General features: G+C 69.3%; 17 protein-coding genes. 13 read left to right on the top strand and 4 right to left on the bottom strand.

Going from position 1 to position 26,274, the window contains the following annotated elements; genetic code table 11:
* Position 1: 1 nt before the first annotated feature.
* On the bottom strand, positions 2-1,714 hold the full coding sequence (locus tag ACIBCM_RS06910) for a hypothetical protein (RefSeq protein ID WP_399240902.1): 1,713 nt from the start codon (positions 1,712-1,714) through the stop codon (positions 2-4).
* Positions 1,715-1,911: 197 nt separating this feature from the next.
* Positions 1,912-2,862 (bottom strand): helix-turn-helix domain-containing protein, encoded by a 951-nt coding sequence (locus ACIBCM_RS06905; protein WP_399240901.1) that lies wholly within the window; start codon positions 2,860-2,862, stop codon positions 1,912-1,914.
* A 332-nt stretch (positions 2,863-3,194) separates the two neighbouring features.
* Here ACIBCM_RS06905 and ACIBCM_RS06900 point away from each other — a divergent pair, with 332 nt between their 5' ends.
* From ACIBCM_RS06900 to ACIBCM_RS06885, 4 genes are all read left to right on the top strand, one after another.
* Positions 3,195-4,148 (top strand): hypothetical protein, encoded by a 954-nt coding sequence (locus tag ACIBCM_RS06900; RefSeq protein WP_399240900.1) that lies wholly within the window; start codon positions 3,195-3,197, stop codon positions 4,146-4,148.
* Between the two features lie 442 nt (positions 4,149-4,590).
* Positions 4,591-5,766, top strand: coding sequence for a DUF418 domain-containing protein (locus ACIBCM_RS06895; protein WP_399240899.1), 1,176 nt, complete (start codon positions 4,591-4,593; stop codon positions 5,764-5,766).
* 183 nt (positions 5,767-5,949) lie between these two features.
* Positions 5,950-6,117, top strand: coding sequence for a hypothetical protein (locus ACIBCM_RS06890; RefSeq protein WP_399240898.1), 168 nt, complete (start codon positions 5,950-5,952; stop codon positions 6,115-6,117).
* A 635-nt stretch (positions 6,118-6,752) separates the two neighbouring features.
* Entirely contained in the window at positions 6,753-7,508 is a 756-nt protein-coding gene (locus ACIBCM_RS06885) for a hypothetical protein (protein ID WP_399240897.1), read from the top strand.
* A 362-nt stretch (positions 7,509-7,870) separates the two neighbouring features.
* On the opposite strand, the gene ACIBCM_RS06880 is transcribed toward ACIBCM_RS06885, so the two are convergent.
* Positions 7,871-8,308, bottom strand: a complete 438-nt coding sequence (locus ACIBCM_RS06880) for a MerR family transcriptional regulator (protein ID WP_399240896.1) — start codon at positions 8,306-8,308, stop codon at positions 7,871-7,873.
* Positions 8,309-8,336: 28 nt separating this feature from the next.
* On the opposite strand from ACIBCM_RS06880, the gene ACIBCM_RS06875 reads away from it, so the two are divergent.
* Positions 8,337-9,110, top strand: coding sequence for a methyltransferase domain-containing protein (locus ACIBCM_RS06875; protein ID WP_399241266.1), 774 nt, complete (start codon positions 8,337-8,339; stop codon positions 9,108-9,110).
* A gap of 465 nt (positions 9,111-9,575) precedes the next feature.
* Positions 9,576-10,811 (top strand): MFS transporter, encoded by a 1,236-nt coding sequence (locus tag ACIBCM_RS06870; RefSeq protein WP_399240895.1) that lies wholly within the window; start codon positions 9,576-9,578, stop codon positions 10,809-10,811.
* Between the two features lie 119 nt (positions 10,812-10,930).
* Here ACIBCM_RS06870 and ACIBCM_RS06865 read toward each other — a convergent pair whose 3' ends face one another.
* Positions 10,931-14,641 carry a protein kinase gene (locus ACIBCM_RS06865; protein WP_399240894.1) on the bottom strand — a complete coding sequence of 1,237 codons (3,711 nt, stop codon included), beginning with the start codon at positions 14,639-14,641 and terminating at the stop codon, positions 10,931-10,933.
* 734 nt (positions 14,642-15,375) lie between these two features.
* Here ACIBCM_RS06865 and ACIBCM_RS06860 point away from each other — a divergent pair.
* The 7 genes from ACIBCM_RS06860 (at position 15,376) to ACIBCM_RS06830 (ending at position 26,048) form a co-directional block, all read left to right on the top strand.
* The gene (locus tag ACIBCM_RS06860) at positions 15,376-18,411 is read left to right on the top strand and encodes a family 16 glycoside hydrolase (protein ID WP_399240893.1); all 3,036 of its coding nucleotides are present in this window, start codon (positions 15,376-15,378) and stop codon (positions 18,409-18,411) included.
* 138 nt (positions 18,412-18,549) lie between these two features.
* A complete protein-coding gene (locus tag ACIBCM_RS06855; protein ID WP_399240892.1) occupies positions 18,550-20,217 on the top strand; it encodes an IS1182 family transposase in 1,668 nt (555 codons plus the stop codon).
* 890 nt (positions 20,218-21,107) lie between these two features.
* Positions 21,108-21,296 (top strand): hypothetical protein, encoded by a 189-nt coding sequence (locus ACIBCM_RS06850; RefSeq protein WP_399240891.1) that lies wholly within the window; start codon positions 21,108-21,110, stop codon positions 21,294-21,296.
* Between the two features lie 4 nt (positions 21,297-21,300).
* Positions 21,301-22,281, top strand: coding sequence for a hypothetical protein (locus tag ACIBCM_RS06845; protein WP_399240890.1), 981 nt, complete (start codon positions 21,301-21,303; stop codon positions 22,279-22,281).
* A gap of 541 nt (positions 22,282-22,822) precedes the next feature.
* Positions 22,823-24,091 carry a peptidoglycan-binding protein gene (locus ACIBCM_RS06840; protein ID WP_399240889.1) on the top strand — a complete coding sequence of 423 codons (1,269 nt, stop codon included), beginning with the start codon at positions 22,823-22,825 and terminating at the stop codon, positions 24,089-24,091.
* Entirely contained in the window at positions 24,088-24,795 is a 708-nt protein-coding gene (locus tag ACIBCM_RS06835) for an ABC transporter ATP-binding protein (protein WP_399240888.1), read from the top strand. Before ACIBCM_RS06840 ends, ACIBCM_RS06835 begins: the two co-directional genes overlap by 4 nt.
* A complete protein-coding gene (locus ACIBCM_RS06830) occupies positions 24,795-26,048 on the top strand; it encodes an ABC transporter permease (RefSeq protein ID WP_399241265.1) in 1,254 nt (417 codons plus the stop codon). The genes ACIBCM_RS06835 and ACIBCM_RS06830 overlap by 1 nt, the downstream gene beginning before the upstream one ends.
* The last annotated feature ends 226 nt before the right edge of the window (positions 26,049-26,274 follow it).

Genomic DNA, 26,274 nt, shown 5'->3' with positions numbered 1-26,274 from the left:
ATCACGGCCGTTGGTCGCGGAGCCGCCACCGGCGCAGGGGCCGGCCGTCCTCGCAGGTCACCCACGTACCGTCGTTCCCGCCGACGACGGTGCCGGTTCCCGGCGCACCGTCAGCGCCGGGATAGCGCACCGCCGCGGCGACGGCCTTGATGTCCGACATCGCCACCAGCACATGCTCGACCCGCTCGCCGGCCGTACGCCGGACGAGGATGTCGCGGTCCGAGGCGAAGCAGGTGTCCTCGTACTCGTACCACTCGTCCCAGTACTCGACGGTGTCCGCGCTGTCGAAGCGTCCCAGAACGGGCCCCGTGCCCCCGGAGGCGAGCCAGTGGAGCCGATCGGGATGAACGTCCTGCGGAGTGGCGTACACCCTTCCCAGCAGCGAGGCCGTGCCTTCCCCGGTCCATCGCACCCAGGCGCCGTGTTCGCCGTCGGCGTCGAAGGCGGTCTCCCCGAACGTGCGGCCGTCGGGATGAATCCGCAGCGCGCGTTCGAAGTACGAGGTCTCCGGCGATACGGACAGCACCCGTCCGGTGGCGAGCTCGATCACCCGGCGTTCGAGGTACCCGGCGCCGTCCTCTTCGTCGTTGTCGCCCAGGACCGGTACGAACGCCCACAGATGAGCGTCCTCGGGCGGGAACACCACTTCTCCCGGCAGCGGAGTGAAGACACAGTCCATCAGGTCGGGGTGGCGCACCTGCCACACGGTCCGGCCGTCGGCGTCGACCGCGGCCATGTACCCGAGTCCGGCGAACGCCGCCCACCGCAGATCCCGGCTCACCGCCGCGCGCAGGACCGGCGACGGCCCGGGCGCCGGGAACCGTGCGAGGAGCCGGAGATCCTCCCCGAGCAGCACGGCCGCTCCGTCGGTGGCCACGGCGGACCAGCCGTACGGAAGCCGGACCGGCGCGTCCACCGTCTCCACGGGTGCCTCGCCGCTCAGTTCGGCCATACGCTCCGGCAGCAGCCGCCAGCGCTGCAGCGGCTGGTCCTTCGCCCAGGTCACCCAGGTGCCGTCCCCGCCGCCCACGATGCCGGCCGTCCGGGGCGAGTGGCGGGGATCGGGGTAGTGCACCCGCGCCGCCGGCTCCAGCGTCCGGGCGTCCAGCACCAGGTGCCCGGCCGGGCCGTCGGCCGGGCACCCCTCGCGTACCAGGTCCGCTTCGCCGGATCCCTGACCGTCGGGCCGGATCCGGCCCTCCCGTTCGCGGTACCCGGTGGCGGTACGGGAACGCACGAGCCCGGAGGGGAGCTCGACCACCCACCGTTCGAGCCGCCCGGCGCCGCTCCCTTCCTCCCCGCCGCCCGACACCGGTACGAACGCCAGGAGGTGGCCGTCCCCGGGCGGGAACGCGACGGCGCCAGGCAACCGGACCCCGCCGGCTCCGAGCAGGTCGGGGTGGAGCGTGCGCCAGACGGTCCGGCCGCCGGCGTCGACGACGGCGATCTGCCCGTCACCGGCGAACGCCGCCCACCGGCGATCCGCGCTCACCGCCGCGTGCCGCCCGGGCAGCGACAGACCGACCCCGTCCGGTGCCGGGAACCGGGCGAGCACCGCCAGTTCGTCGTCGAGGCACAGCGCCTCGCCGTCGCCGTTGAGCACACACCAGCCGCCCGGTACGCGGACCGGCGCGGTGGAGATGCCCTCAGGCCCCTCCGCGACCCAGTCGGCTGTACGTTCCCTCAGGCCGGGTTCCGGCTCTCGCGTCGACATGCGCGCCAGCGTATGGCCCGTCACGGCGGACTCGGCCGGGTGCCGGGATATCACGCCCCGTTCCGCGGTTCGGGACGCCCGGCGGCGGGCACCTGGTCGCGCGCGGGTGTGGGCGGTGTGGGCGGTGGCCGGGGCCGCCGGACGGCCGGTTCTCTGATCCGGTTCTCCGATCCGGCCGTCGCCGGTGCTCCGGGGGTTCAGCGGGGCAGTGTGCGCCTTCGGTAGTCGCTGGGCGGGGTGCCGTAGGCCCGGCGGAAGAGGCGGCCTGCATGGGTGGCGCTGGTGAACCCGCTCCGGGCGGCGAGCGCGGTGATCGTGTACGCCCGCAGGCGGGGGTCGGCCAGATCGCGGCGGAGGCGTTCGAGGCGCTGGGTCTGGATCGACGCGGCGACGGTCAGCTCCTGGTGACGGAAGAGCCGGTGGAGGTGTGCGGTGGAGATGTGGTGGGCGGCGGCAATGACCGCGGGGGTGAGTGCGGGGTCGTGAAGGTGGCGCCGGATGAAGTCGTGGATCTCCGCCGGCAGTGCCTGGGGACGGGCGCCGGGGTCGGCGGTGTGGCGGTGCAGCAGGGCGGTGAGCAGTTCGACGGTGCCTTCGGCCAGGGCGGGTACATCGGCCGGCCGGAACTGAGGGGAGCGGGTGGAAAGTTCGCTCAGCCAGCGTGCGGTGACGGCGCCGACACCGCTGTCGAGCGGGATGGCCGCGGCGGTCAGTTCCCTGAGCGTCCTCGGCGGAAGGGGCAGCAGCCGGTGGGGGACGGACACGACCAGGGAGCAGGGCGTGCCGTTCGCGGCGGTGATGACACCGCGGGAGGGGCGGGAGGTGTCGGCGATGACCAGTTGCCGCGGTCTCATGGGCGTTTCGACGCCGTTCTGGGCAAAGGAACCGGAGCCTTGGAGCAGGACGTGGAACTGGAGGGCTTCCGTGTCGCCGCGCCGGATGTGCCGGGTGGTCCGGTCGATCTCCAGGTGCCGGAAGGACAGGCAGGTCATATGGAAGGCGCCGAGGTCCAGGGTCCGCATGCCCGCCCGGAAATCGCACGCCCGGTCGCTGCGGAAGGCGTTGGGAACATGCCAGCGGTTGGCGGTCTCCACGAAGCAGGAGAACCGCTCGGGCGGGCTCACCCCCTCCGTAGTGAACTCGCTCACCAGCATCACCGTCACCTCCGCAGCAGTATTCCCCGTGACGACCGGTGCCGTGAATTCTTCACGCGTGCCCGGACGGCCGAGCCCAGGGTGACGGGTCTGTCCGTGACGGTCCACGCACATCCGTCTCCGCCACCTGGACGTCCGTGCACACGGAGCCGGGCACCACGGGCGCTCTCGCCCGGGACGGCTTCGGCGCCGACCGGTGTGGCCACGTCGCCGCCCTGGCCGGGCGAGAGGCGGGTACGGCCGCGGAGTTCGCCAACCGGGGGCCGCGCTGCTGTTGGCCAAGCCATCATGTACTGACGTCTCAAGCGGATGAAGGGCGGCTCGTTGTGCTGATCTACGCTTTCCGTGATGCCCGTGGCACCTGGCACGGAGATCCGGACGCCGTCGTCCACGATGCCCGGCCGGGGCGCGGGGTTCTGACCCTCCCGCACACCGCACCGGGCCAGGCCCCTGGTCCGTTCGACGGCCAGCGGGTCGAGGTTCGCTACGCGGCATGCGATGGGGAAGCGAGCCGGACGAGCTACCGGCTCGACGACGGCGGCTCATTCGCGGCTACCCGGCATGTCCACGAGTTACTGTCTCCGGCCCGCCACCGCGCGCGTACGGCCACCGCCGCAGAGCGGGACGCGACGACCGTGAGGCTGGAGACCGGCAATTCCCGCCGCCGCTACCTGCTGCACGCCGATGTCCTGGCAGATGGCCGTGCGGACATCACGGTCGTCGTCTGCGACGCCGACGGAGTCGTCCACGGCGAGCTGACCGGGGAGATGGACACATGCGACCTCAGCGAGATCAGCCGTCTCCTCACTTCCGCTGGGGAGACCGCCTCTGCCGCCGCTTCGCCGGACTGCGTTTCCCCGGCTTTGGGCAAAGCCACCCGTCCCGGCCGGGCATGGTCCCCCGAAGCCGTCGACTACCTCACAGCACATCACCGGGCAGGCAAGAGCCCGAAGCAACTCGCCGTAGAACTCGGGCGCAGCGAAGAGTCCATCCGCTGGAAGCTGTACGGTCTCAGGCTCGCGCCCCGTCCCAGCGACCCGGCTGAGCCCGAAGTACCGAAGGCGTACACCGTGGAGGCGAAGCGGCGCCTGTACCCCAACGCGTACAAACCCTGGAAATCCCAGGACGAACAGCGGCTCGCCCAGCGCTGCACCCAAGATGCTTCCATGCCCGAGTTGTCGCAGGAGTTCGGCCGCAACGAAGGCGCGATCACCTCGCGGTTACCGAAGATCCGGGCGGAAGGGCCGGCCGCCGAAGATGCCCGGGAGTACGGCGGATAGCGCGGACTGTACGAGGTCCGTCCGGAGCCGGAATGTCGACCAGGGGCGCACCCACGGGTGCGTCGCTGCTCTGACGGTAGGGGCCTCATGCGTGGGTTCGTCCCGGTGCTGCCTCCCCTGCCCTCATCTTCGGCGGTCATGTGGCCGGTGGGCGTTGTCGGTCGATTCCGGTACGTAGCCGCACGGCTGCGGTGTGCGACCGGACTCGTGGTCCCGGCCCCGGAGATGGGCCTCGGCGGCGTCCTCGCGCGGGCGAAGCGACTCGGGCCGACGGCCGGGGGCCGGGGCAGCCGGGGGACTTGTGCCCGGTTGTTCACACTCGGTGACGGGCCGGTCGTACGCAAGCGGGAGCCCTGCTCACCGGCTGGTACATCGTTCGACGGAGCGGCTGTTCGTCTGTGGTCATGACGTACACGGACGGATGCGCCGGGACGATGAACGTATGACCGAAACCATCTCCCCGCCCGTCGGGACGTCTGGCAAGTCCGCCCGTCTCCCGCTGCTCGACGTACTGCGTGGGGCGGCGATTCTGGGGACCCTGATGACGAACGTCTGGGTCTTCACGAGCCCGGGGTCGGAATGGGGCGTTCTGAACGGAGGCATGGCCGAGGCGTCCTTCGCCTCACTCCCGGACGCCGTCGGGAGTGCCATGAGAATGCTGGCGAACGGCAAGTTCCTGTCACTGCTGACCATCCTGTTCGGTGTGGGGCTCGCCATCCAGTACGAATCGGCCGCCCGCCGCGGCGAACCCTGGCCGGGACGCTACCGGTGGCGGGCCCTGTTCCTGTTCGCGGAGGGGACCGTGCACTTCCTCCTCGTGTTCGCCTGGGACGTTCTGATGGGGTACGCGGTCACCGCGCTGTTCGTGGCGTGGCTGCTGACCCGCTCGCCCACGGCACGGCGCAGGGTGATGTGGTGGGCGGCAGGGCTGCATCTCACGGTGATCTGTCTGCTGACGGTCGCCCTGACGGTGTACGAAGCGGGTAACGGCGATCCGGTCTCGCGACAGGAGACCGACCTGTACGCGCACGGCGGCTACCTCGAACAGGTCGCGTTCCGGCTGGAGCACGCGCCGGCCTTCCGTATGGAGCCGCTGTTGACACTGCCCCTTCTCGTCTTCCTGTTCCTGCTGGGCGTTCGGCTCTTCCGCGCGGGCGCCTTCGGCTCCGACGGGGCCGGCCGCCGCATCCGCGCACATCTGCTCGTGTGGGGCCTGGGCCTCGGACTCCCGCTCAGCCTGGTCACATCGCTGGCGGACGCGGACCTGTTCCTCCTGGACCGGTACGCCGCGGGCCCGCTGATGGCGCTCGGCTACATCGGGCTGATCGGCACACTGGTGGACCGGATACGGACTCCGGGCCCGCTGCTCAACGGCCTCTCCGCCGTCGGCAGGACCGCCCTCTCGGGCTACGTCCTCCAGAACGTGCTGTGCATGTTCCTCGCGTACGGCCTCGGCCTCGGGCTCGCGCATCGGCTCGGTGACTCATGGCAACCCTGGTGGGTCATGGGTATGTGGGCGGCGGTGTGCGCCGTGCTGATGGCCGGTTCGGCACTGTGGCTCCGGCGCTTCCGGTCCGGTCCGCTGGAATCGCTCCAGAAGCGGGCCTTGCGGCGCTGAGCCGATTCCGGCCCCGTTCCCCGGGCCGGAGCCCGTGAAGGAGGGTCCTGGGCGTTCAATCCTGGCGCTGAGGGGAAGGGGAACCCGACGTGCTCCCTCGCGTCCGACGTCCGAGGCCCATCAGCAGCAGAGAGCGCGGCGGCACGATGTCTCAGTCATCACTGAGGACGGAAGGGGTCTGTCGTGGTCCTTGGCCTGGTGACACTGCTGGTTTCGGTGGCAGCGCTCGCGATCTCCACCGGTCTGGCCCTGAGGCAGCTGGTGTCCGCCAAGAGGGCGAACGTGTTGTCGATGGTCCTGGAAGCCTTCCGGGAAGTGCGGGACGAGGACTACCTGGCTGCCGTCGACTAGGTTCTGAACCGTCTGACCGACGAGCACCCACAGCCTCTGGCGATTTCGCTGCTTCCGGTCGAATCGAGGAAGCATGTATTGCGCGTAGGGCTCTTCTGCAACGATCTGGGAAAGCTCGTCGCTCACGGGATCACCGAAGAGTCGCTGATCATCGGGTCCTACGGGAGAAGCGTCGCTCGCGCCTGGTCGATATTGGCACCCTATGTGTATCTGGAACGGCAACTGCACAGATACACCAGCATGGCGTACTTCGAAGACCTGGCTTGGCGGATCTCGGTGGAGCCGCCCGAAACGGTCTACCGGAGGATGGGGCTCCAGAACCTGCCTCCAACCAGTTCCTGAGGTGACGGCGAATCAGGAGGCGAGGACCGGCCGTCACCGCAGCGGTTCGGTGATCCGATCCGGGGCGCCGCCCTCCCCCCGGGCGCCCCCGACCTCCGCCGGCCAGGACGGCTGCCCTGGCCCTCCTGTGGGGGAGCGCGTCAGGGATCGCCGTACGCCAGTGACGGAACCGGCCCCCGACCGCCCGGCCGGGGGCGTCGGTGCCCCCGCCACCGCCTGGATTCACCGCCGGAGCTTCTCCTCCATGGCGGCCCGGTACGGAGCTGTCGGTGCGGGCGTCTACTGTGCCGTCCATGGAGACGATCTACCGGACATGGGCGGAGACGGCTGCTCTCTTCGAGCGACGGGGCTTCCCGCAGGAGACCTACGGCAATCTCGAAGAGGAGGAGTACATTCTGCACCCGGGCCCTGCGGCGCTTCCCGGCTCGCTCTGGCTGGACGACCATCAGTACCGGCACCAGAACCCCTGGATCAAGGCCGGTGGCCGACCCGAGTACGAGGGAATCGACGGCGCGGTCACCGGCTATGTCATCGACGGCGACCTTCATGTCGACGGCAACGTTCTCAACCTGGAGTACGGCAGCCCGGCGCTGATCGTGCTCGGCGATCTGACAGTCGCCAATCTCGTCCTCAGCGGCAGCTCGCACCTCCTGGTACAGGGCGACATCGAGGTCGAGACCTTCCTCGGCAACTCCACGGATCAACACGTCGAGGTCCTCGGCGATGTGCGTGCGACGCTGGCGATCATGTGGGACGAGTTCCTTCCCGGGATCGCCGGGCGCCTGCGCGGGCGGGCCCTGGTGCCCGGGTATCTCGACCTCGAAGACAGCGGCCTCGCAGCCGAGGATCCGGCGCCCCTCGCCCGCCTGGCCGACCTTCTGGTTCCCGAAGTCCTCCTCTGCGAAGGCGATTCCCCCGGCGATGATCTCTGTCTGGCGGATGCCGGCCTGCGCTACGAGACCCTGATCGATCGGATGGTGAGCGGGCTGCCCGTCATACGCGGTGGGCGCACGGTCGCCCCGCTGGAGGAATTGCCGCCCCAGGGGTAGGTGGCCAGGTGGTCAGGGGCCGCCGTACGCCGGCCGTCGGTGGCCGTCGGTGGCCGGCGTTCAGGACGGGCCTTGCAGGGCAATGAGGTCACTGTCGCCTCAGAGGGGGCTCGTTGAGACCCCGGCGTGCGGGAGTGGCGTTTCCCGGATGCCGTCGACCGAACACAACCGGTGCCCCGGTCCGGCACGGGCCGAAGCCGTCAGGCAACTCCCGCCACTGCCCTGTGGTGTTCCGCAGTTCAGCGATTGCGCCGATCACCTGCCGGAGACCGCACCCCCGGCCTGACCCATGGTTACTTCCGGGGGTTCCTCGCCCCGTCCGGGGCGTGCTCGGTCTCCCGCGCGGCAGGCGGCTGCCCGCCTCACGTCCGCCCGTGGGGCGGCACCGGGGAGCCGACCTGCTCGGTGATGAGCCGCTGGTAATCCGGGCACTGGGTGACGTCCTCGTACGCGCAGTTCAGGCCGCCCTCGATGAGTTCCAGTGAGGCCCGGGCCGCGGCGATTCTCGATCGGAGCTCCTCGGCCTCGGCACGAAGGATCCCCTGCCGGGTGGTGTGGTCGACGGTGGCGGACAGGCTTCTGATGGTGTCCAGGCCGAGGCCGGCCTTCTTGAAGACGAGGATCGTCGCCACACGGGTGAGGTCGTCCGCACCGTAGCGACGCCGTCCGCCCGCGTCCCGTACGGGGTGGAGCAGGCCCATCGACTCCCAGTGCCGCAGGACGTGCGTGGCCAGTCCGAACCGTGCCGCGAGGGCGCCGATGCTCATTGCGTCCGCACCGGCTTCTCCGCTTGACTTCATGTCGACATTAAGTCGCAGTCTGGCGTCCATGTCCAAGAACCAGGAAGCGGTGGGAACACACCGCGACACCGAAGCCCTGCTGGCCGTACTCGACGCGGCGGACCGGATCCCGAGCGCCGGCCTGCTGCGGTCCCGCTCCTACGAACTGCTGTCGCTCGTCCCCGGCTCGACCGTCGTGGACATCGGCTGCGGCGCCGGACGCGCCGTCGCCGACCTGGCCGAACGCGGTGTCCACGCGGTGGGCGTGGATCCCGACCCGTGGATGCTGGCCGCGGCCCGGGAACGGTGGCCGGCGGCCGAGTTCCGGGAGGCGGGGGCGGAGGATCTGCCGTTCGCCGACGCGAGCGTGCACGGCTACCGTGCCGACAAGGTCCTCCACCTACTCCGGGAGCCGGGGCGCGCGGTGGCGGAGGCCCGGCGCGTTCTGTACCCGGGAGGCAGGATCGTCCTGGTCGGGCAGGACTGGGACGCCATCATGATCGACTCGGACGACGCGGCGCTCACCCGTACGATCGTGCACGCCCGCGCCGACCTTCTGGGCGCGCCCCGCGCCGGCCGCCAGTACCGCAATCTGCTCCTTGACGGCGGCTTCAACGACATCACCGTCGAGGTCCGCACCAGCGTCTTCACCGACCCCGCGATGCTGCCGCTGCTCACCAGGCTCATCGAGCCGGTCTGCACGAGCGGCGCCGTCGGCCGTGACCGGGCCGACGAGTGGCTCGCCGAGCAGCGCCGCCGTGCCGGGGCCGACCGCTTGCTGATCGCGATTCCGTTCTTCGTGGCCGCCGCCGCCTCCGCCTAGATTAAGGACATACAGGCGCGAGCTGACGCGTTCCGCTTGACCGTGGGTTCGGGAACGGACCGACTCCCACGTGAACCGGCGGAGCGGAGCTACCTCTTCACCCGCATCGGACGGTTCGAGCCCCGCGGGCACTCACCGCCTTCCGACCGCCGGGGAGAGCAAGGAGACCGCCGTATGTCCGTCTCCACGGCGATCCGGCACGCGTACCGTGGGGTGGCGATCCGCTGGGAGGAACAGTCCATGAGGAGGTACAGCCGATGTGCGGGCAGCCCGTCCACGCACCCGTCACGCCGTACGCGCCCGTGCCGGGGGCTCCGGCCGAGCCGCTCGGGCAGGTGCGCGCCGGCCGCTGTGCGGGGCGGTGGGTGCCGGGGACGGACCTGATGTCCACGCACTTCCCCAGGGTGGCCCGCCCGGTCCGTGAGCCGGAGATCGGGGATCGCGTCGGGTACGACGCCGTCCGTCATGGCTGAGACCCCGATCGCGGCGCTCTCGCACGAGAGGGTCGAGTTGCCGGAGCGGCTCTGGTCCCGGGACTTCACGCTCCTCTTCACGGCCCGGACGATATCCGTGCTCGGTGACCAGATGCTCGTGCCGACGGCGATCACGGTGGCCGTACTTCAGGCCGGGCACGGCGTCACCGGCGTGGGATACGCACTCGCGGCCCATGGCGCGCCCCTGGCCCTCTTCGTCGTCTTCGGCGGCGTGCTCGTCGACCGGTTCACTCCGATCCGGGTCATGGTCGTCGCGGACCTCGCCCGGCTGCTGTTCCAGGGCGGTCTCGCGATCGCCTTCGCCGTCGGCCCTCCGGACCTCTGGCTGATCGTCCTGCTGCTCGCACTGGGCGGGACCGCCACGGCCGCCTTCCAGCCCGGCTACGTGAGCGTCATCCCGCGTACCGCTCGTGAGGTCCAGAGGGCCAACGCGGCGATCCGCGTCGCCGAATCACTGATGACGGTGCTCGGGCCCGCCCTGGCCGGAGTGCTCATCGCGCTCTGGTCCGTCTCGGTGGTCCTGGTGATCGACGCCGCGACGTTCGCCATCAGTTGCGCCTGTCTGCTCGCCATGCGGCTGCGCATGGTGCGGGCGGTGCGGCAGTCGTCCGTCCGCGGCGACCTCGTCCAGGGATGGCGGGAGTTCTCGTCGCGCACCTGGCTCTGGGGCGTCATCGTGATCTTCATGCTCTTCCAGGCGACCGTGAACGGTCCGTTTCTGACGCTCGGCCCGAGCCTTGTCACACTGGAGTACGGGGAGGGCACCCTCGGCTTCGTGATGGCGATGTTCGGCGCCGGAAGCGTGATCGGCGGCCTTGCCGCGGTGCGCCTGCGTCCGGTGTACCCGCTGCGCGCAGGCGCCCTCGCTCAGGCCGGCACCGTGGTCGTCGTCGTGGCGGTGGCGTCGCAGCTGTCGGTACCGCTGATCGCGGGCGGTTATGCCGTGTGGGGTGCGGGAGCCGCGTTCTGGCTGGTCATGTTCCACACGGCGGTTCAGACCAGGGTCCCGCCCGACGTTCTCGGCAGGGTTCACGCCTACGATGTCGCGGGTTCGGTCGTCATGCGGCCGGTGGGCCAGCTCGCGGCCGGTCCGGCCGCCCTGTGGGTGGGCGTGACGCCGGTGCTCCTCTTCTCCTCGACGATGGTCCTGGTCGTCGTCGGACTGCTGCTCGCGGTGCCTGCGATCAGGAACCTCAAGCGGGAGTGAGGACCACGCGGCCACTGTCCGTACCGGACCCGAGTAACTGCCGGTACGGACAACGGGGCGGCGCCGGAGGCCCCGGCCCATGGCCGCGGGGTCCTCCGTCCTCCGGAGGCGGACCGCTCTCAGCAGAGGCTGCGGTAGGGCAGATCCGGGATGTAGGTCTGCCATTCCTGTCTGCTGATGTCGCGGCCGGCCTTCGCGCAGACGGTGGCTTCGAGCGAGTCGGGTGCGAGGTCGACGGACTGGACGCGGCTGCCGGTGAGGCTGAGGGTGCGCAGCACGCTGCCGTCGAAGGCCAGGGAGTCGATCGTACGGCCGCTCATTTCGAGGGGCTGGCTCAGGGCGATACGGGCCTTGACGTCCCACAGCTGGACCGATTCCCTGCCGACGGTCGCGGCGAGCAGATCGCCGTCGGCCGAGAAGACGGCGTTCAGTATCAGGGATCCGGCGCGGGTGCCGCCGTGGACGGCGCTGCTGGGCATGCGGGCCAGAGGGCGGCGGACCTCACTGTCCCACAGCTCGATCCAGCCGCTGGGGCGTACGACGGCGAGGAGTTCCCCGTCGGGTGAGAAGGCCAGGTGGCTGGCTCCGTCGCCGCCGAATCGGACCCGGCGGCCGGCGCCGGTCTCCAGGTCGAGGACATCGCCGTCGGTGGTGACCAGGCGGCGGCTGTCGTGACTGAACTGACCGAAGCCGAACTGGGATTGTGTGTAACGTCGTACCAGCTTGCGGGCCCGTATGTCCCATACGTCCAAGGTGGTGCCTTCTCCGGCGGGCAGGCCCGGGACGTCCTTGTTGAAGACGAGGTACCGGTTGTCGCGGGAGACGTTGATGAGGAAGGCGGAGTGCGACTCCGGGAGGGGGACGCGCAGCAGCTCCTTTCGCGTGTACCGGTCCCACACGACCACGGACCGGTTGACGCTGCCGCCGGACGGCCGGGCGTCCGTGAACGCGGCCATGCGGCCGTCGGGGGACAGCGCGCTCCGCAGAGTCGCCGCGCTCTCCTGGGGGCCGGGCCGGTGCGGCAGCGGCCTGCCGGATTCTCTGCCCGTGCGCGCGTCGACGAAGTGCTGGAGGGGTGGGTCGTTGTCGTCGCGGTAGACGAAGGTCCGGCCGTCGGCAGACAGCGCCGAGCCCGTGGCGTCCGGTCCCCGCGCACTGCTCGACAGGGCTTCTGTGAGGTCCACGCGGTGTGCCTGTGCGGTGTTCGTGGTGAGGTAAGTGAGCGTCTTGGACTCTTCGTCCAGGGACATCTGGTCGAGGCTGTCGTTGGTACGGGCGCTGGTGGCAAGCCGGAAGAGAGGATCGCTGGAACCGTCGAGGGCCCACACACTGATCGGATCTTCGGTGGTGGAGGTCAGAACGTAGCGGCCACTGTCACTCAGCTGAGCGCGCAGGATCGCTGATTCCGTCGACAGCGAGGCCCTTTTGCGGCCGTCGGCGGTGGACCAGACGTGGAAGCCGTATTCGTCCTGCAGGCCCAGCGCGCTGCCGTCCGTGCTGAAGGTGACCTCCGTACCGCAGGTGATGGTATCCCCGAAGTCGTCCGACGGGGCCGGGGCACTGGAGAAGACGAACCGGGGCGCGGCCTTCCCCGGGCGAATCGCCCACACCCTCAGAGGATGTCCGCTGCCCACGCAGGAGGTGAAATGCGTGCCGTCCGGTGAGAGCTGGACCGAGCTGTCCTTCTCGGCGGTCCAGGAGACGGTACGGCCGCCGGGCGAGACCATCCGGTAGGTGTCTACGGGCCGTCCGTGCGGCAAGGAATCCGGGCTGAACAGTACGTGCCCCCGGTTGGACAACTGCGTCGGCTGGAACCCGGGCCGGCGGGGAACGGGCCCGCCGAACGGTTCCCCGTCGCGGGTGGACACGACCTGGTACGTGTCGGATGCGCCCTTCTTCAGTAGGAGTTGTCCGTCACGGCTGAACAGCGGATCCGCCGCCGGTACGCCGTCCATCACCGTGAGCCGCGGTTCGGCCGCGCCCTCGTGGCCCTTGGTCAGATCCCACAGCTCCGTCTTGTCCTTGACGTGGGTGGTGAACGTGCGCCCCCGGTCGATGAGCTGCTCCCGGTTCTCGTGGGAGAAGTTGGTCCTGCGTACGTTGACCACGCCCGTCGCCTGCTGCATCGCCGCGGCGCTCAGCGACGATCGTGCCTCCGGTGTCCGCGCCGTGCGCCACGCGGCGAGACTCAGCAGCCGGGCCGTGTCCGGGCTGCTGCCGCGGAGGCTGTCGGCGATCGCGGCGACGGAGCGGGACGTCGCCTGCTCGCGGCGGAGTTCGGCCTCGGCGCCGCGCCGGGCGCTCTCCCGGCTCTGGAGCCATGCCAGCGTCCCGGCGACAAGTGCCATGACCGTCAGCACCGCCACACCCGAGAGGAGCTGATGTCTGCGGCGGGCGGCGCCGGCTGATGCCTGCCGGGCAGCTTCCAGGAAGCGGATCTCCACAGGGCTCGGCCGCAGATGGAAGGGGACCGTGGCCAGCCAGTCCAGAAAGGTGCGCAGAGCGGTGCCGTGCGGCAGATCGTCCTGGCGTTCGCCGTGCGCGTGCCACTGCCGGGCCGCGTGACCCACGGCCCGGTGGACCAGGAGGCGGGGCCGGTCGGCATCGACAGCGTCACGCAGCCTCTGCCATGCGGGAGGGAGCGCGGCGCTGACGGGCCGGACGGAACCGTCCTCTTCGGAGGCCTCCAGGACACCGGCCCCGGCGAGCACGGTGACGGCCGCGTCGATGGCCCGCCGCTCGCTCTCGGGGCGCCCCGCGTACAGTTCGTCGCGGCTCGCGGTCCGTACGGAGTCCTGGGAGCCGTCGACGGCGTCACCGGGGGAGACCAGGCGTAACAGGAGTTCATGGGCGGCGAGTTGGTGAGCCGGTGGCAGCGCGGTGAAAGCGGATTCCGCGCGCTCGCCCAGCGGCACATCGGACACCGCGGCCGGGATGTCTCCCGCCTCCGGCGAGGCTGCGCGGCGGGCGCCCGCTTCGAGCAGGGCGCGCCGAGGATCCGCGGCCTTCCTCTGCCCGCCGATCAGGCCGATGAGCAATTCCTGTGCGGAGGGCCGCAGGCCGGGGTCCTTGGCCAGGGCCGCTGCGATGATCGGGCGGAACCGGGAGGGGATCGCACCGAGGTCGGGGTTGACGGACGCGGTCCGGTGGGCGACCTCACCGAGATGGGAGCCCCGGAAGGGCTCGCCGCCACCCGCCGCGAAGAGCACGACCGCGCCCCAGGCGAAGATGTCGGACGCGGTGGTGGCACGCATGCCGGACAGGACCTCGGGCGCCATGTATCCCAACGTGCCCATCAGAGCACCCGTTGCGGTCAGGGACATGTCGGGGGCGTGCGCGATGCCGAAGTCGATGATGCGTGGACCTTCGGGACTCAGCAGTACGTTTCCGGGCTTCAGGTCACGGTGGATCACGCCGGCACTGTGGATCGCGGCGAGCGCCGTAGCGGTGCCGATCGCCAGCCGCAGTATGGCGTCCGGGCCGAGCGGCCCGTCCCGCTGGACCTGGACCGCGAGAGCGGGTCCCGGTATGTACTCGCTGACGATGTACGGCACGGTGCTCTCGGGCGCCGTGACGCCCTTCGGGGGGACGGACACACCGAGGATGCGGGCCGTGCAGAAGGGCGCGACCCTCCGGGCCGCCTCCGCCTCCTTCGCGAACCGGTCCCATGCGAACGGAGCCGCCTCCCGGCGCAGCACCTTCACGGCCACCCGCGTACCGTCCCGGTCGTACGCCTCGTACACGACCCCCTGACCGCCGGACCCCAGCCGCGCGGCGACCCAGTAGTCACCCAACCGCTCCGGGTCCTCCGCTGCGAGTGGACTTGTCAACGCGAACGCCCCCTTGGTTGCCGACGGTTGACTGCTGGGACACCCGATGGCACGGGTCCGGTTGCCGGACACGGCCGGGATCCGGTGACCCGGCGTCAAGAAGGCGGGTCACTGCGGCTGTCCGGCAGGGGGCTGCGCCCCGCCCCGTCATCCGGGAGACGCAGAAGGGGCCGACCTGTCGAGACGGGTTCAGGGCCCCCGGGACGGGCTCCGGGGCCGAGACCGTCGATCCGGCCGACGGGCCGCCCACCGCGCCCCTGGGCGCCCGGCCGGCGACCCGCGGCAGGGGCGTATGACCCGATATGGGCCCCCGCGGGGGCCCGGCCGATCCAGGCGCGGGTTGGTCCCCGGACTTCCCTGCCAACGCTCGTTGTCCAAAAACTTTCAACTCTCTGTGGACGAAGTATGGACCGTGTAAAGAAAAGTCCTTAGTGTCAGTCGCACGCACCACAGCAGACACAACGGTGCTGACGGACCACCACCGTTGAGAACGGTCACCGCTTCATCGTCTTCGCGTCACCCCTCAAGGCGTTCCGCTCCAGCACCAGTGCTCCAGCACCACCGCTCCAGCACAACTGCTCACGCTCGCACCGGCGGCCCCACCGTGAGCCCGGTCACCCCCGCAGACATGCGTAGAGCGCACCCGCACCTCCTTCCCCCCCCAACGGGTGCCGACTGCGCGCACTCCGGGACGGGCAGCCGCCCGTCCGTCCACCCCTGTGCCAGGAGGAAGTGTGAGATCACGGCCGTACCGTCGATTTCCCAGACGCATGGCGGCACTTGTGCTCGCCGGGCTGGTCGCCGGCAGTTGGTCGCCCGCCGCCGCCGTCGGGCCGGATCGGGCCGCCGCCGACATCCCGCCTCAGGAGCCCGGCGTCACCCTGCGGGTCTTCGACCTGCAGTCGCCGCTGAAGAAGCTCTGCGAGCTCAAAGAGGGCCAGACCCCCAACGTCGACAAGCTGATGCCGGTCGTGGACTGGTCGAGCGACGCCGACTTCGGCCTCGCCGACAACTTCATGACCCAGGCCATCGGCTATCTGAACGTCCCCCAGGACGGGTCGTACGACTTCCGCCTGATCAGCGACGACGGCTCACGACTGCTCCTGGACAACCGGGTGGTCATCGACCACGACGGACTGCACGCCGCCGAACCCAAGGACGGCACCGTCCAGCTGACCGCCGGTCTGCACCCGCTGCGCGTCGAGCACTTCGAGGCGGGCGGCGGCCAGCAGCTCACCCTCCAGTGGAAACCGCCGGGCGCGAGTGACTTCACCCTCGTCCCCAACTCGGTGCTGAGCACCGACGCCGGAGTGGTCCGGGTGACGGCGCCGGGCCGCAAGGAGTGCGTCAGCGGCCAGGACAGCCCCGGAGACGGGCTCCCGCTGTCCGGGGTCCACCCCAACTACTCCCTGACCGATCTGCGCCCGGCCGGCTTCGAGCCCAAGGTGTCCGCGATGGACTGGCTGCCCGACGGCCGGCTCGCCGTCACCACCTGGGGCGAGAGCCAGACCACCGAGGGCGAGGTCTACCTCCTCAGCAATGTCACCGGCGCCACCGGCCCCGACAAGGTGAAGGCCAAGAAGGTCGCCTCCGGGCTGCGCGAGCCGATGGGCATCAAGTACGTCGACGGCAAGCTGTACGTGTCCGAGAAGCACCAGCTGACCGAGCTGAACGACACCAACCGCGACGAGGTCACCGACAGCTACCGCAAGATCGCCTCCTGGCCCTACGGCGGCAACTTCCACGAGTTCGCCTTCGGACTGCTCTACGACAAGGGCAGCTTCTATCTGAACCTCTCCGTCGCCATCGACTACGGCGGCGCCACGACCGATCCGCAGCCCGTCAAGGACCGCGGTACCACCATCAAGATCGACAAGAAGACCGGCAAGGTCACCTATCTCGCGGGCGGTCTGCGCACCCCGAACGGCATCGGCTGGGGCCCCGACAAGGAGATCTTCGTCACCGACAACCAGGGCGGCTGGCTTCCCGCCTCCAAGCTGGTGCAGGTGAAGAAGGACCGCTTCTTCAACCACTACACCCGGGCCAAGGACGGCGCCGCCACCGTCTCCGGCCGCTTCGACGACCGGCCGGTCACCAAGCCGGTGCTGTGGCTGCCGCAGAACGAGATAGCCAACTCGCCCAGCACTCCGCTCACCCTGAAGAAGGGTCCCTTCGCCGGGCAGCTTCTGTTCGGTGACGTCACCTACGGCGGACTCCAGCGCGCCAGCCTGGAGAAGGTCGACGGCGAGTACCAGGGCGCGGTCTTCCGCCACACCCAGGGACTGGAAGCCGGAGTCAACCGGATCAGCGTCGGCCCCGACGGCGCGATCTACGCCGGCGGCCTGGGCGCCGAGGGCAACTGGGGCCAGGAGGGCAAGCTCCGCTTCGGTCTGCAGAAGCTCACCCCGAACGGCACCAGCGCCTTCGACATCCACTCCATGCGCGCCACCGACGACGGCTTCGTCCTCAAGTACACCCAGCCGCTCTCCCCGGCCACCGCCGACCGTATCGCCCAGAACCTGGCCCAGAGCTACGAGGTCCGGCAGTGGCGCTACTCGCCGACTCCCCAGTACGGCGGACCCAAGATCGACGAGGAGCCGCTGACCGTCTCCGAGGCCGTCGTCTCCCGTGACCGCACCCAGGTCCGGCTGGAGATCCCCGGTCTGCGCGCCGACCGGGTGGTTCACGTCCGCTCCCCGCGCCCCTTCACCGCCGCGAACGGTCAGGCCCTGTGGAGCACCGAGGCCTGGTACACCCTGAACGCCATCCCCGGCGACCGGTCGACGCCGACCGAGTACGAGGCCGAGGAGGCCAAGCGGTCCGGTGGCGCCGGGATCGCCACGGAGCACAAGGGCTTCTCCGGCGGCGGCTTCGTGGACGGCTACGGCACCGTCGGCGCCACCACCACCTTCCAGGTCGAGACCGGCAAGAAGGGCACGTACGACGTCGGCCTGCGCTACGCCAACGGCCCGCACCCCTTCACCGGCACCAAGAAGATCAGCGTCTACGTCAACGGGAAGAAGGTGCGCCAGACCGCACTGCCCCCGACCGGCTCGTGGAGCATCTGGGCCACCCACACCGAGCGGCTGACGCTCCGCAAGGGCGCCAACACCATCGCCTACCGGTACGACGAGGGCGACGACGGCCATGTCAACCTCGACATGATCCACCTCAACCGGCCGGGCGCCCGGATCGACCTGCTCGACGAGGACGGCAGTCTGTCGCAGTGGCAGCACACCGACGGCCGTGCGGTCGCCTGGCCGCGTGCCGCGGAGGGCTCGGTCGAGGTCTGCTGCGGTGACATCCGCACCAAGCAGTCCTTCGGCGACTACAAGCTGCACGTGGAGTTCCGGGTGCCGAAGCTGCCGGACAACGTGACCGGCCAGGACCGGGGCAACAGCGGCGTCTACCTCCAGGAGCGTTACGAGATCCAGGTCCTGGACTCCTTCGGCGTTCCGAAGCTGGCCGTGAACGAGGCCGCCGCGATCTACCAGCAGAAGGCGGCGGACCGCAACGCCTCGAAGGCCCCGGAGACCTGGCAGTCCTACGACATCACCTTCCGCGCCGCGCGCTACGACAGTGCGGGCAAGAAGACCGAGGACGCCCGGGTGACCGTGGTCTGGAACGGCGTCAAGGTCCATGACGACGTGGCCATCACCGGCCCGACCGGTGGCTCCATCGCCGAGGGCGCCTTCACCGGCGCTGTCCGTCTCCAGGACCACGGCAACAAGGTCCGCTACCGCAACATCTGGGTCCAGCCCATGAACTGACGGGCCCGACGAGGGAAAACGCGGCGGCCTCCGGCACCATCTGGACGCTGTTGGCGAATTCGGGGGTTCGCGTGACGTCGGCCTTCAAGACCCGGTTGTGGTCTTGAAGGCCGACGTTGTCGTTTGGGGTGGGTGCGGATGTCGATGCAGCCGAGCGGGCCGGGTGAGGTCCCGGCGGAGACGGTGCGGGTGGCGCGGGCAGCGTTCCCGAAGGGCAGTCTGGCGATCCGGATTCGGGACGGGCTTGGGCCCCTGTTCGGCGACGACGAGTTCGCGGACCTGTTCCCGACGAGGGGGAAACCTGCCTGGTCACCGGGCCGGTTGGTGCTGGTGCTGGTGTTGCAGTTCGTGGAGGGGCTCACCGACCGGCAGGCGGCGGAGGCGGTCCGGGCGAGGATCGACTTCAAGTACGCGCTGGGACTGGACCTTGATGATCCGGGCTTCGATTTCTCGGTGCTCTCGGAGTTCCGGGACCGCTTGGTGGAGGCGGAGGCCGGGCGGCGGGTGCTGGACGGCATCCTGGCGGCGGCCGGGGAAAAGGGCCTGCTGAAGACCGCCGGCCGAGCCAGGACCGACTCCACTCATGTGCAGTCCGCAGCCCGCCAGGTGTGCTGGCTGGAGCTGGTCGCCGAGACCCTGCGGGCGGCGCTCAACGAGATCGCCCGGGCCGCCCCCGACTGGCTGCGAGGTGTGGCGGAGCCGGACTGGTTCCGCCACTACGCAACGCGGGCCGAGGACACCCGCTTCCCCAAGTCCCGCGCCAAGCGGGATGAGGTGGGCCTGCGGATCGGGGCGGACGGAACACGGCTGCTCGAAGCCGTCTTCTCACCCGGGGCACCCGAAGAGCTGCGGACGCTTGAGCAGGTGGAGACCTTGCGGCAGGTCTGGGTCCAGTACTTCCAGCAGGTGGACGGCGAGGTGAGGCGACGGGACCCAAAAGACCGGCCGCCGGGCGCGAAGCGCCTGGTCACGCCCTATGACACCGAGGCACGCGGCAGCGTCAAACGCGACACCCTGTGGGACGGCTACAAGGTCCACCTCACCGAGACCTGCGAGCCGGACGCGCCGCATCTGATCACGAACGTGGCCACCACGGTGGCAACGGTTCCCGACATCTCGATGACCGACACCGTGCACGCCTGCCTCGCCCGGGACGGCCGCTTGCCCGGCGAGCACCTGGTCGACGCCGGATACGTCGACGCGCATCTGCTCGTGCAGGCCTGCCGGGAGTACGGCATCACGCTCACCGGGCCGGTCGCCGGCGTCGTCAGCCACCAGTCCACCGCGAACAACGGCTTCACCGCCGATGACTTCACCATCGACTGGGGAAACGAGCAGGTCACCTGTCCCGGCGGTAAGACCACCACCCGCTGGAACCCCGACCGTTCACCCGCGGGCACCCCGGTGATCCGGGTCCGCTTCAACGGCGGAGACCGCCGGCCCTGCCCGGTGCGCGAGCAGTGCACCACCTCCAACGTCGGCCGGCGCCTGACCCTGCGGCCCCGCGAGGAACACGAAGCCCTCCGCCAGGCCCGCGCCGACCAGGACACCGACACATGGAAGGACCGCTACAAGACCCGCGCCGGCATCGAGGGCACCATCTCCCAAGCCGTCGGGCGCTGCGGTCTGCGCCGATCCCGCTACCGCGGCCTCGCGAAGACCAGCCTCCAGCACCAGCTCACCGGCGCCGCCATCAACCTCGCCCGCATCGACGCCCACCTCACCGGCACACCCCGGGCCCGCACCCGCACCAGCCACTTCGCAGCACTTCGCCCCGCCGAGCTCACGCTCGACGGGGCGAAGTAGGGCCAGCCTCCGAATTCGCCAACAGCGTCCCTGCCTCGGGCGGGGGCCGCCGTGTGTGCTGCGCGGACCTGCGGTGCTCCGTGCCCGGCCGCCTCCGGGAATCCCCTCAACGCCGTAGCCGGCGCCCGCCGACCGCCGGTTCACCGCTGTCAACGAACGCAGAGGAAGCCATTTCCCGGCGTTCCCCGGCCCGCCACCGCACTGACCCCTGGCAAGAACCCGAAAAACTCACCTCATGAGACATTCTCATGAGGATTCACATCGGCGTCTCATGGGCGAGGGTAAACGCATAGACGATCCGTTAGTCAATTCGAGTCAGTGTCTTATTTTCCGGGGTGGACAGCCCTATGGCCCTGTTCTATGGTCTGGACCAGTTTGCAGGAACCCGGGAGGCTGTCGGACCGGCATGATCGGTTTCATGAATGCCGGTGAGGCCGAAGGGTTTGTAGATTTCGGACATGGTGAAGGTGCGGGGAAATGCCGGGCGGGTTCGCCTCAAAGGTGGCCCAACGGTTTTCGTGCGCCCCTTGGTTCACGGACAGTGCGGGGTGCAAGGGCCCGGCTCGGCAGGTGGATGCCATATCCGGAGTCGTGGGTAGTCTTTCATTCGCACTGGGGGAGAATAAATGCGCTCGAAGATCATAGCCTTAGCCGTATCCGCCGTCGCGGCTGTGCCCGCAATGGCAGTTCCTGCTCATGCGGAGCCCTATCCCGTCATCAGCAGCTGTGGAACGAGTACCGATGCGTTCTGCCTGTACTATAAATCGAACAATGGGGGTTCCCGCGTCGGCATCAAGATCAACTGCCATAATTACGACTACTGTGTGAACAATCCTCATGTAGATCCGCGCGTGAAATTCATTACGAGTGGCAGTGGTAATGGGCGAGCGGTGAAAAATGATACTGCGTCTGTCTGCAACTACTACTACGGCGTTATGCGTGTGTACGCCCACTCCGAGTATGTCGGCCCCTGGGACAACTGGCCGGCGTACGGGTACTCCGGTTCGCATCCGTGGTACGGGAACCTCAACACGACCTACAACAACAACGCCTCTCAGCAGACCCTGAGTGTTGGCTGAGCCCATGATTTCTGACGCGAGCCGTTCCTTGCGCCCGGCCACCGGCCGGGCGCAAGGAGCCGCCGGACTGGCGCGGCCCGTATTGCTGGCGTCGACTCTGCTGGCCCTTCTGGCCGGCTGTGATGAGGGCGACCGCGGAACTGACGCGAAGGGGGTGGATGCTCCGCCCGCGCACAGCCGGGGTCCGAGCCGTGCGGAGCGGGCGACCGTCCCCCCGCTGCCGATTGAGAAGTACCTGCTCGATACCGGGCAGGAGATGCAGCTCATGAAGGCTTCCAAAGTTCTGATCACGCAATGCATGGCTAAATTTGGGTTCGATTATGTGGGACCGAATTTCAACACCACGGAGAATTTGGGCGAGAACGGAACGAACCGCGCCCGGCGGTATGGGGTCGCCGACCTCGAAACGGCGAAAGACCATGGATATCACCTGCCTGGTGTGAGGGACGGGAAACCCGAGACGGAATCTTCAGGGTCGCGTATGAGCGATGCCGAGATTCGCGTATTCATCGGGGATGCCGATCCGAACAGCGGTGTACGCAGAGGAGACCGCTCCAACGGGAAGCTTATTCCCGAGGGCGGGTGCTCCGGCGAAGCCAGAAGAAGAATCACGACAGAGGCACCTCACGATCTGGCGGGGGAGATCAACAAGGAGAGTCAGGGGAAGTCCTTGTCGGACCCGGAAGTCCTGGCAGTGTTTGCGGCTTGGTCGTCGTGTATGAAGGGGAATGGATATATCTACTCCTCCCCGACGGATATATCGGAGGCCGTGACCAATCCCGGGCCGGAGCGGACTGAAATAGCAACCGCAGTTGCTGATGTCACGTGCAAGAAGAAAACGAACCTGATCTCCGTGTGGCACGGTGTTGAAACTCGCATCCAGAACCGGATGATCAGCGACAGGGAAGAGGCTCTCATCTCGGAGAAGCGCCATATGGAGACCGCTCTGGAGATTGCTTCAAAGGTCCTTGAGGAATCCCCGTGAGCCGCCGGCTCCGGGGGCTTCTTGTCCTCGGTCTGTGCCTGACGGGATGCGATTCACCTTCGGTGGAACAATCGGGGCATTCGAACCGGGAAAGCACTTCCAGCAGTGCCGCACCCTCGCTCCCGGGCGCCCGTGAGCTCAGGGCCGAACAGGTCCATGACGTACTGTCCCCTCAGATCGACGGCCTCGCCGGCACCTTTGGTGAAGGAACCAACTCCCCGTGCAGCTCGGCCACTGCGGAACTCTTCTCCGGATCCTGTGCAGAAATGGTTGACGCGGTGGAGAGGTTCACGGAGGCCGTGCTGACTGAGATCAAGGGGAACCCCGGTGGTTTTGCGGCGTTGCGCAGAGTGGCAGTGGCCACGCGCAATGCCGCTGAGCAGTACCGGAGTCTGTCCTGCGGGACGCTCCCCTCAAGCGTTTCCGTCCAGGAATCATGTCGCAGGCACGGTGCCGTGATCGCCCAGTCTCCCGTGGATTTCCGGGGCGGCGTGAATCTGGGACTCGCGGGGAAATGACACGTTCGCTGGAAGGCGCACCGGTGAGTGAAGAGAGCATGGCGGGGCGGCGCACGGGGCTGTCCCGCCGCCGTCGGATACTGGCGTGCCTGGTCGCCGGCGCCATCGGTACCGCGGGCGGCGGGGTGGGGGCCGCGGTGTTCATCAAGTCTCCGGCGCAGGTGGCGGCCGAGACGGCCGCTCCGGCTCCTGATGTCCTCACCGCCGAGGTGAAGCGTCGTGTCCTTGCCGAGACGCTGGTGACACGCGGAACCGTGGAAGCCGCTCAGAGCGTGGATGTCGCGGCCTTCGGGGCGGACAAGAGTGCTGTGAGATCGGTGGTGACGGAGGTGAGGACCAAAAGGGGCGCCGCGGTCACCTTCGGGCAGGTTCTCGTCGAGATCTCCGGACGGCCGGTGATCCCCTTGCCGGGGGCACTGCCTTCGTACCGAGACCTCGGGCGGGGCTGCCGGGGAAAGGACGTGGCTCAGTTCCAGCGAGCGCTGACGAAGCTGGGCTACTTCCCGGGCCAGGATGACTTCGGGGTGTTCGGCCGGGGCACGGAGCGTGCCGCCGCCGCCTTCTACCGCTCACGCGGTTACGAACCTCTGACCGCGCCCGTGGAGGACGCCGCCGCCTTCCCGGCCGGCGGTGAGGCGGCCGGGAGCCCGGACCCGAGGGCGCCGGTGCCCGAGACAGGAGTGATCGTGCCGGCAGGCGAACTGGTCTATCTCCGGTCCGGGCCGGTCCGGACCGGAGAGATCACCGCGTCGGTGGGGAAAGAGCCGGACGGGAAACTCCTGACGCTCTCGGCCGGAACTCTGATGGTGCGCGGATCGGTTGCCGCTCATGAAGTCGGCCTGGTCCATGCGGGCCAGAAGGTGAGCATCTTCTCCGAGACCTCGGGCGAGGAGGTCCCCGGCTCGGTGCTCTCCGTGGCCACTGAGCCTTCCGCGAAGAGTGCCGGAGAAGCGCGGCAGGACTTCGCGGGCCACACCGTCAGGGTCAAGCCGGATCGTGCGCTGCCCGAGTCCTTCACCGGCCAGGATGTTCGGCTGACGATCGAGGCGGCCTCTTCGAGAAGCAAGGTGCTGGCCGTCCCGTCGGCCGCCCTCTCGGCCGGTGCCGACGGCCGGACGACGGTCTCGGTGCTGGAGCCGGGAGGTTCGCAGGAGAGGGTCGAAGTACGGACCGGGATGTCCGGGAACGGGCTCGTGCAGATCACCCCCGTGCCGCAGGCCCGCCTTTCTCCCGGTGATCGGGTTGTGGTGGGCGTGGGGCCGGCAGGCGGCGATGACGGGACGCCCCGATGACGGATGCCGCACCGCCGCCGGTCATGGAATTCAGATCCGTCGGGATGTGCTACAGCGGCCGGCCGCGGGTCGTGGCGCTGGACACCTGCGATCTGAGGATCGGCCGCGGCGAATACGTGACGATGGTCGGCCCGTCCGGTTCGGGAAAGTCAACATTCCTCAATATCGCGGGTCTGCTTGATACACCGACGAGCGGCCGGTATCTGCTGGACGGTATCGACACGGGAACCGTCACCCGAAGACAGCGCGCGGCCCTGCGTGGGACACGTATCGGTTTTGTCTTCCAGGCATTCCATCTGCTGGCCCACCGCACCGCCCTGGAGAACGTGGAACTCGCGATGGTGTACCAGGGAGTCCCCCGACGAGAACGGCGTGTTCGCGCGGAGGAGGCGCTGCACCGAGTCGGTCTGGGACACCGCGGTGACTTCCTGCCGACCCGCTTGTCGGGAGGGGAGAGGCAGCGCGTCGCCATCGCACGCGCCGTGGTGACCCGCCCGTCACTGCTCCTGTGCGACGAACCCACGGGCAACCTCGACTCGGGCACCACCACGTCCGTCCTCGGCCTGCTCAGCGAACTCCATGACGCCGGTATGACGCTCGTGGTGGTCACCCACGATGCGCGTGTTGCCGCCCAGGGGCGGCGCACCCTGACGATGCTCGACGGCAGCCTGAGGGACCTCAGCCCCATGGGGACGGCCCGGTGATCCGCGCCCCGTATCGCCGCGGCGGCGCGGACCACGGAGTTCGCCGTTCGTCACTGTCCCTGCGCGACCTGGTGTCCGAAGCCGTCACAGGCATGCTCCAGCGTCCGGCCCGGTCCGCCCTGACCGTGCTCGGCACCGTACTCGGCGTCGGAGCGTTCGTCGCCGTCCTGGGCCTGACGGGTACTGCCGCATCACAGATCGACGGCCGTTTCAGCGAACTCGCCGCCACGGAAGTCAACATCGAAGACACCGGCGGTGAGACCCCCGATACCGTCCCCCTGGCCTTTCCCGCTGACGCCGACGCCCGCATGGAACGGCTCCACGGTGTCACGGCGGCCGGCGTCTACTGGAATGTGAGGCTGGGGCCCCGTCAGACCGTCAGCGCACGGCCACTGGAGGACGCCGTCGGCGCAGTCGGCGACACAACCGTGGTGTCCGCCTCGCCGGGCGTCCTCAACGCCGCCGGCCCGACGCTTTCCGAGGGCCGGCTCTTCGACTCCTACCACAACTCCCACCAGCAGCGAGTCGCTGTCATCAGTACCTCGGTTGCGGCCCGCCTCGGCATCACCACCCTGCGGACCGAGCCGGCCGTATTCATCGGGAACACCCCGTTCACCGTCATCGGCATCCTCAGCGGTGTCGACCGCAAGTCCGATCTCCTCCTGTCCGTCGTCATCCCCCGCACAGCGGCCGAGCGGATGTGGGGCCCTCCGAGCGCCGGCCGCGCCAGGATGCTCGTATCAACCCGGCTCGGTGCCGCCCCCCAGATCGCCCACGAGGCCGCACTGGCCCTGCTTCCGGAACACCCCGAGTACTTCCGGGCCGTCGCGCCGCCCGACCCGCGCGTCCTCCGCTCGGCGGTCGACGCAGACCTCAGCCATCTCTTCCTCCTGCTCGCCGCGCTGTGCCTGGTGATCGGCGCCGTAGGCATCGCCAACACCACCCTGGTTGCCGTCATGGAACGCACCGGCGAAATCGGGCTGCGGAGAGCCCTGGGAGCAGGCGGTGGTCACATCACCCTCCAGTTCCTCGCCGAGTCGGCCACCCTGGGACTGCTGGGAGGTCTGGTCGGCACATCCCTCGGCACGGTAACCGTGGTCGCTGTCTGTGCCGCTCGTCAGTGGACACCCGTCATTCACATGGAAGCGGTCGCCGCCGCGCCTGTGCTGGGGTGTGTCACCGGGCTTCTCGCCGGCCTGTATCCCGCGTGGCGCGCCTCCCGTATTCCGCCCGTGGAGGCGCTTCGACGGTGAACCTTCCACAGCGTGCTGACACCGCCATCGCGTGCACCGGTGGGCTTCGCACGACGTGACGCCGTCCACGATGCCTCTGTCGCAGGTCATGGCCCGGTCATGAACGTACTCAGGGATCGCGCCGTTGCCCGGGCCGGCCGCACGCCTGCCGGGGGAAGCGGTCACCACGACGTCCTCGGCCTTCCACGGCCGACGGAGTGGAAGGCCACGGACGGACTCCGCGCAC

The sequence above is a fragment of the Streptomyces sp. NPDC051018 genome (assembly GCF_044456085.1).
Taxonomy (GTDB): Bacteria; Actinomycetota; Actinomycetes; order Streptomycetales; family Streptomycetaceae; genus Streptomyces.
The sequence above is the reverse complement of the archived record's forward strand: the minus strand, read 5'-3'. Positions and strand labels throughout refer to the sequence as shown.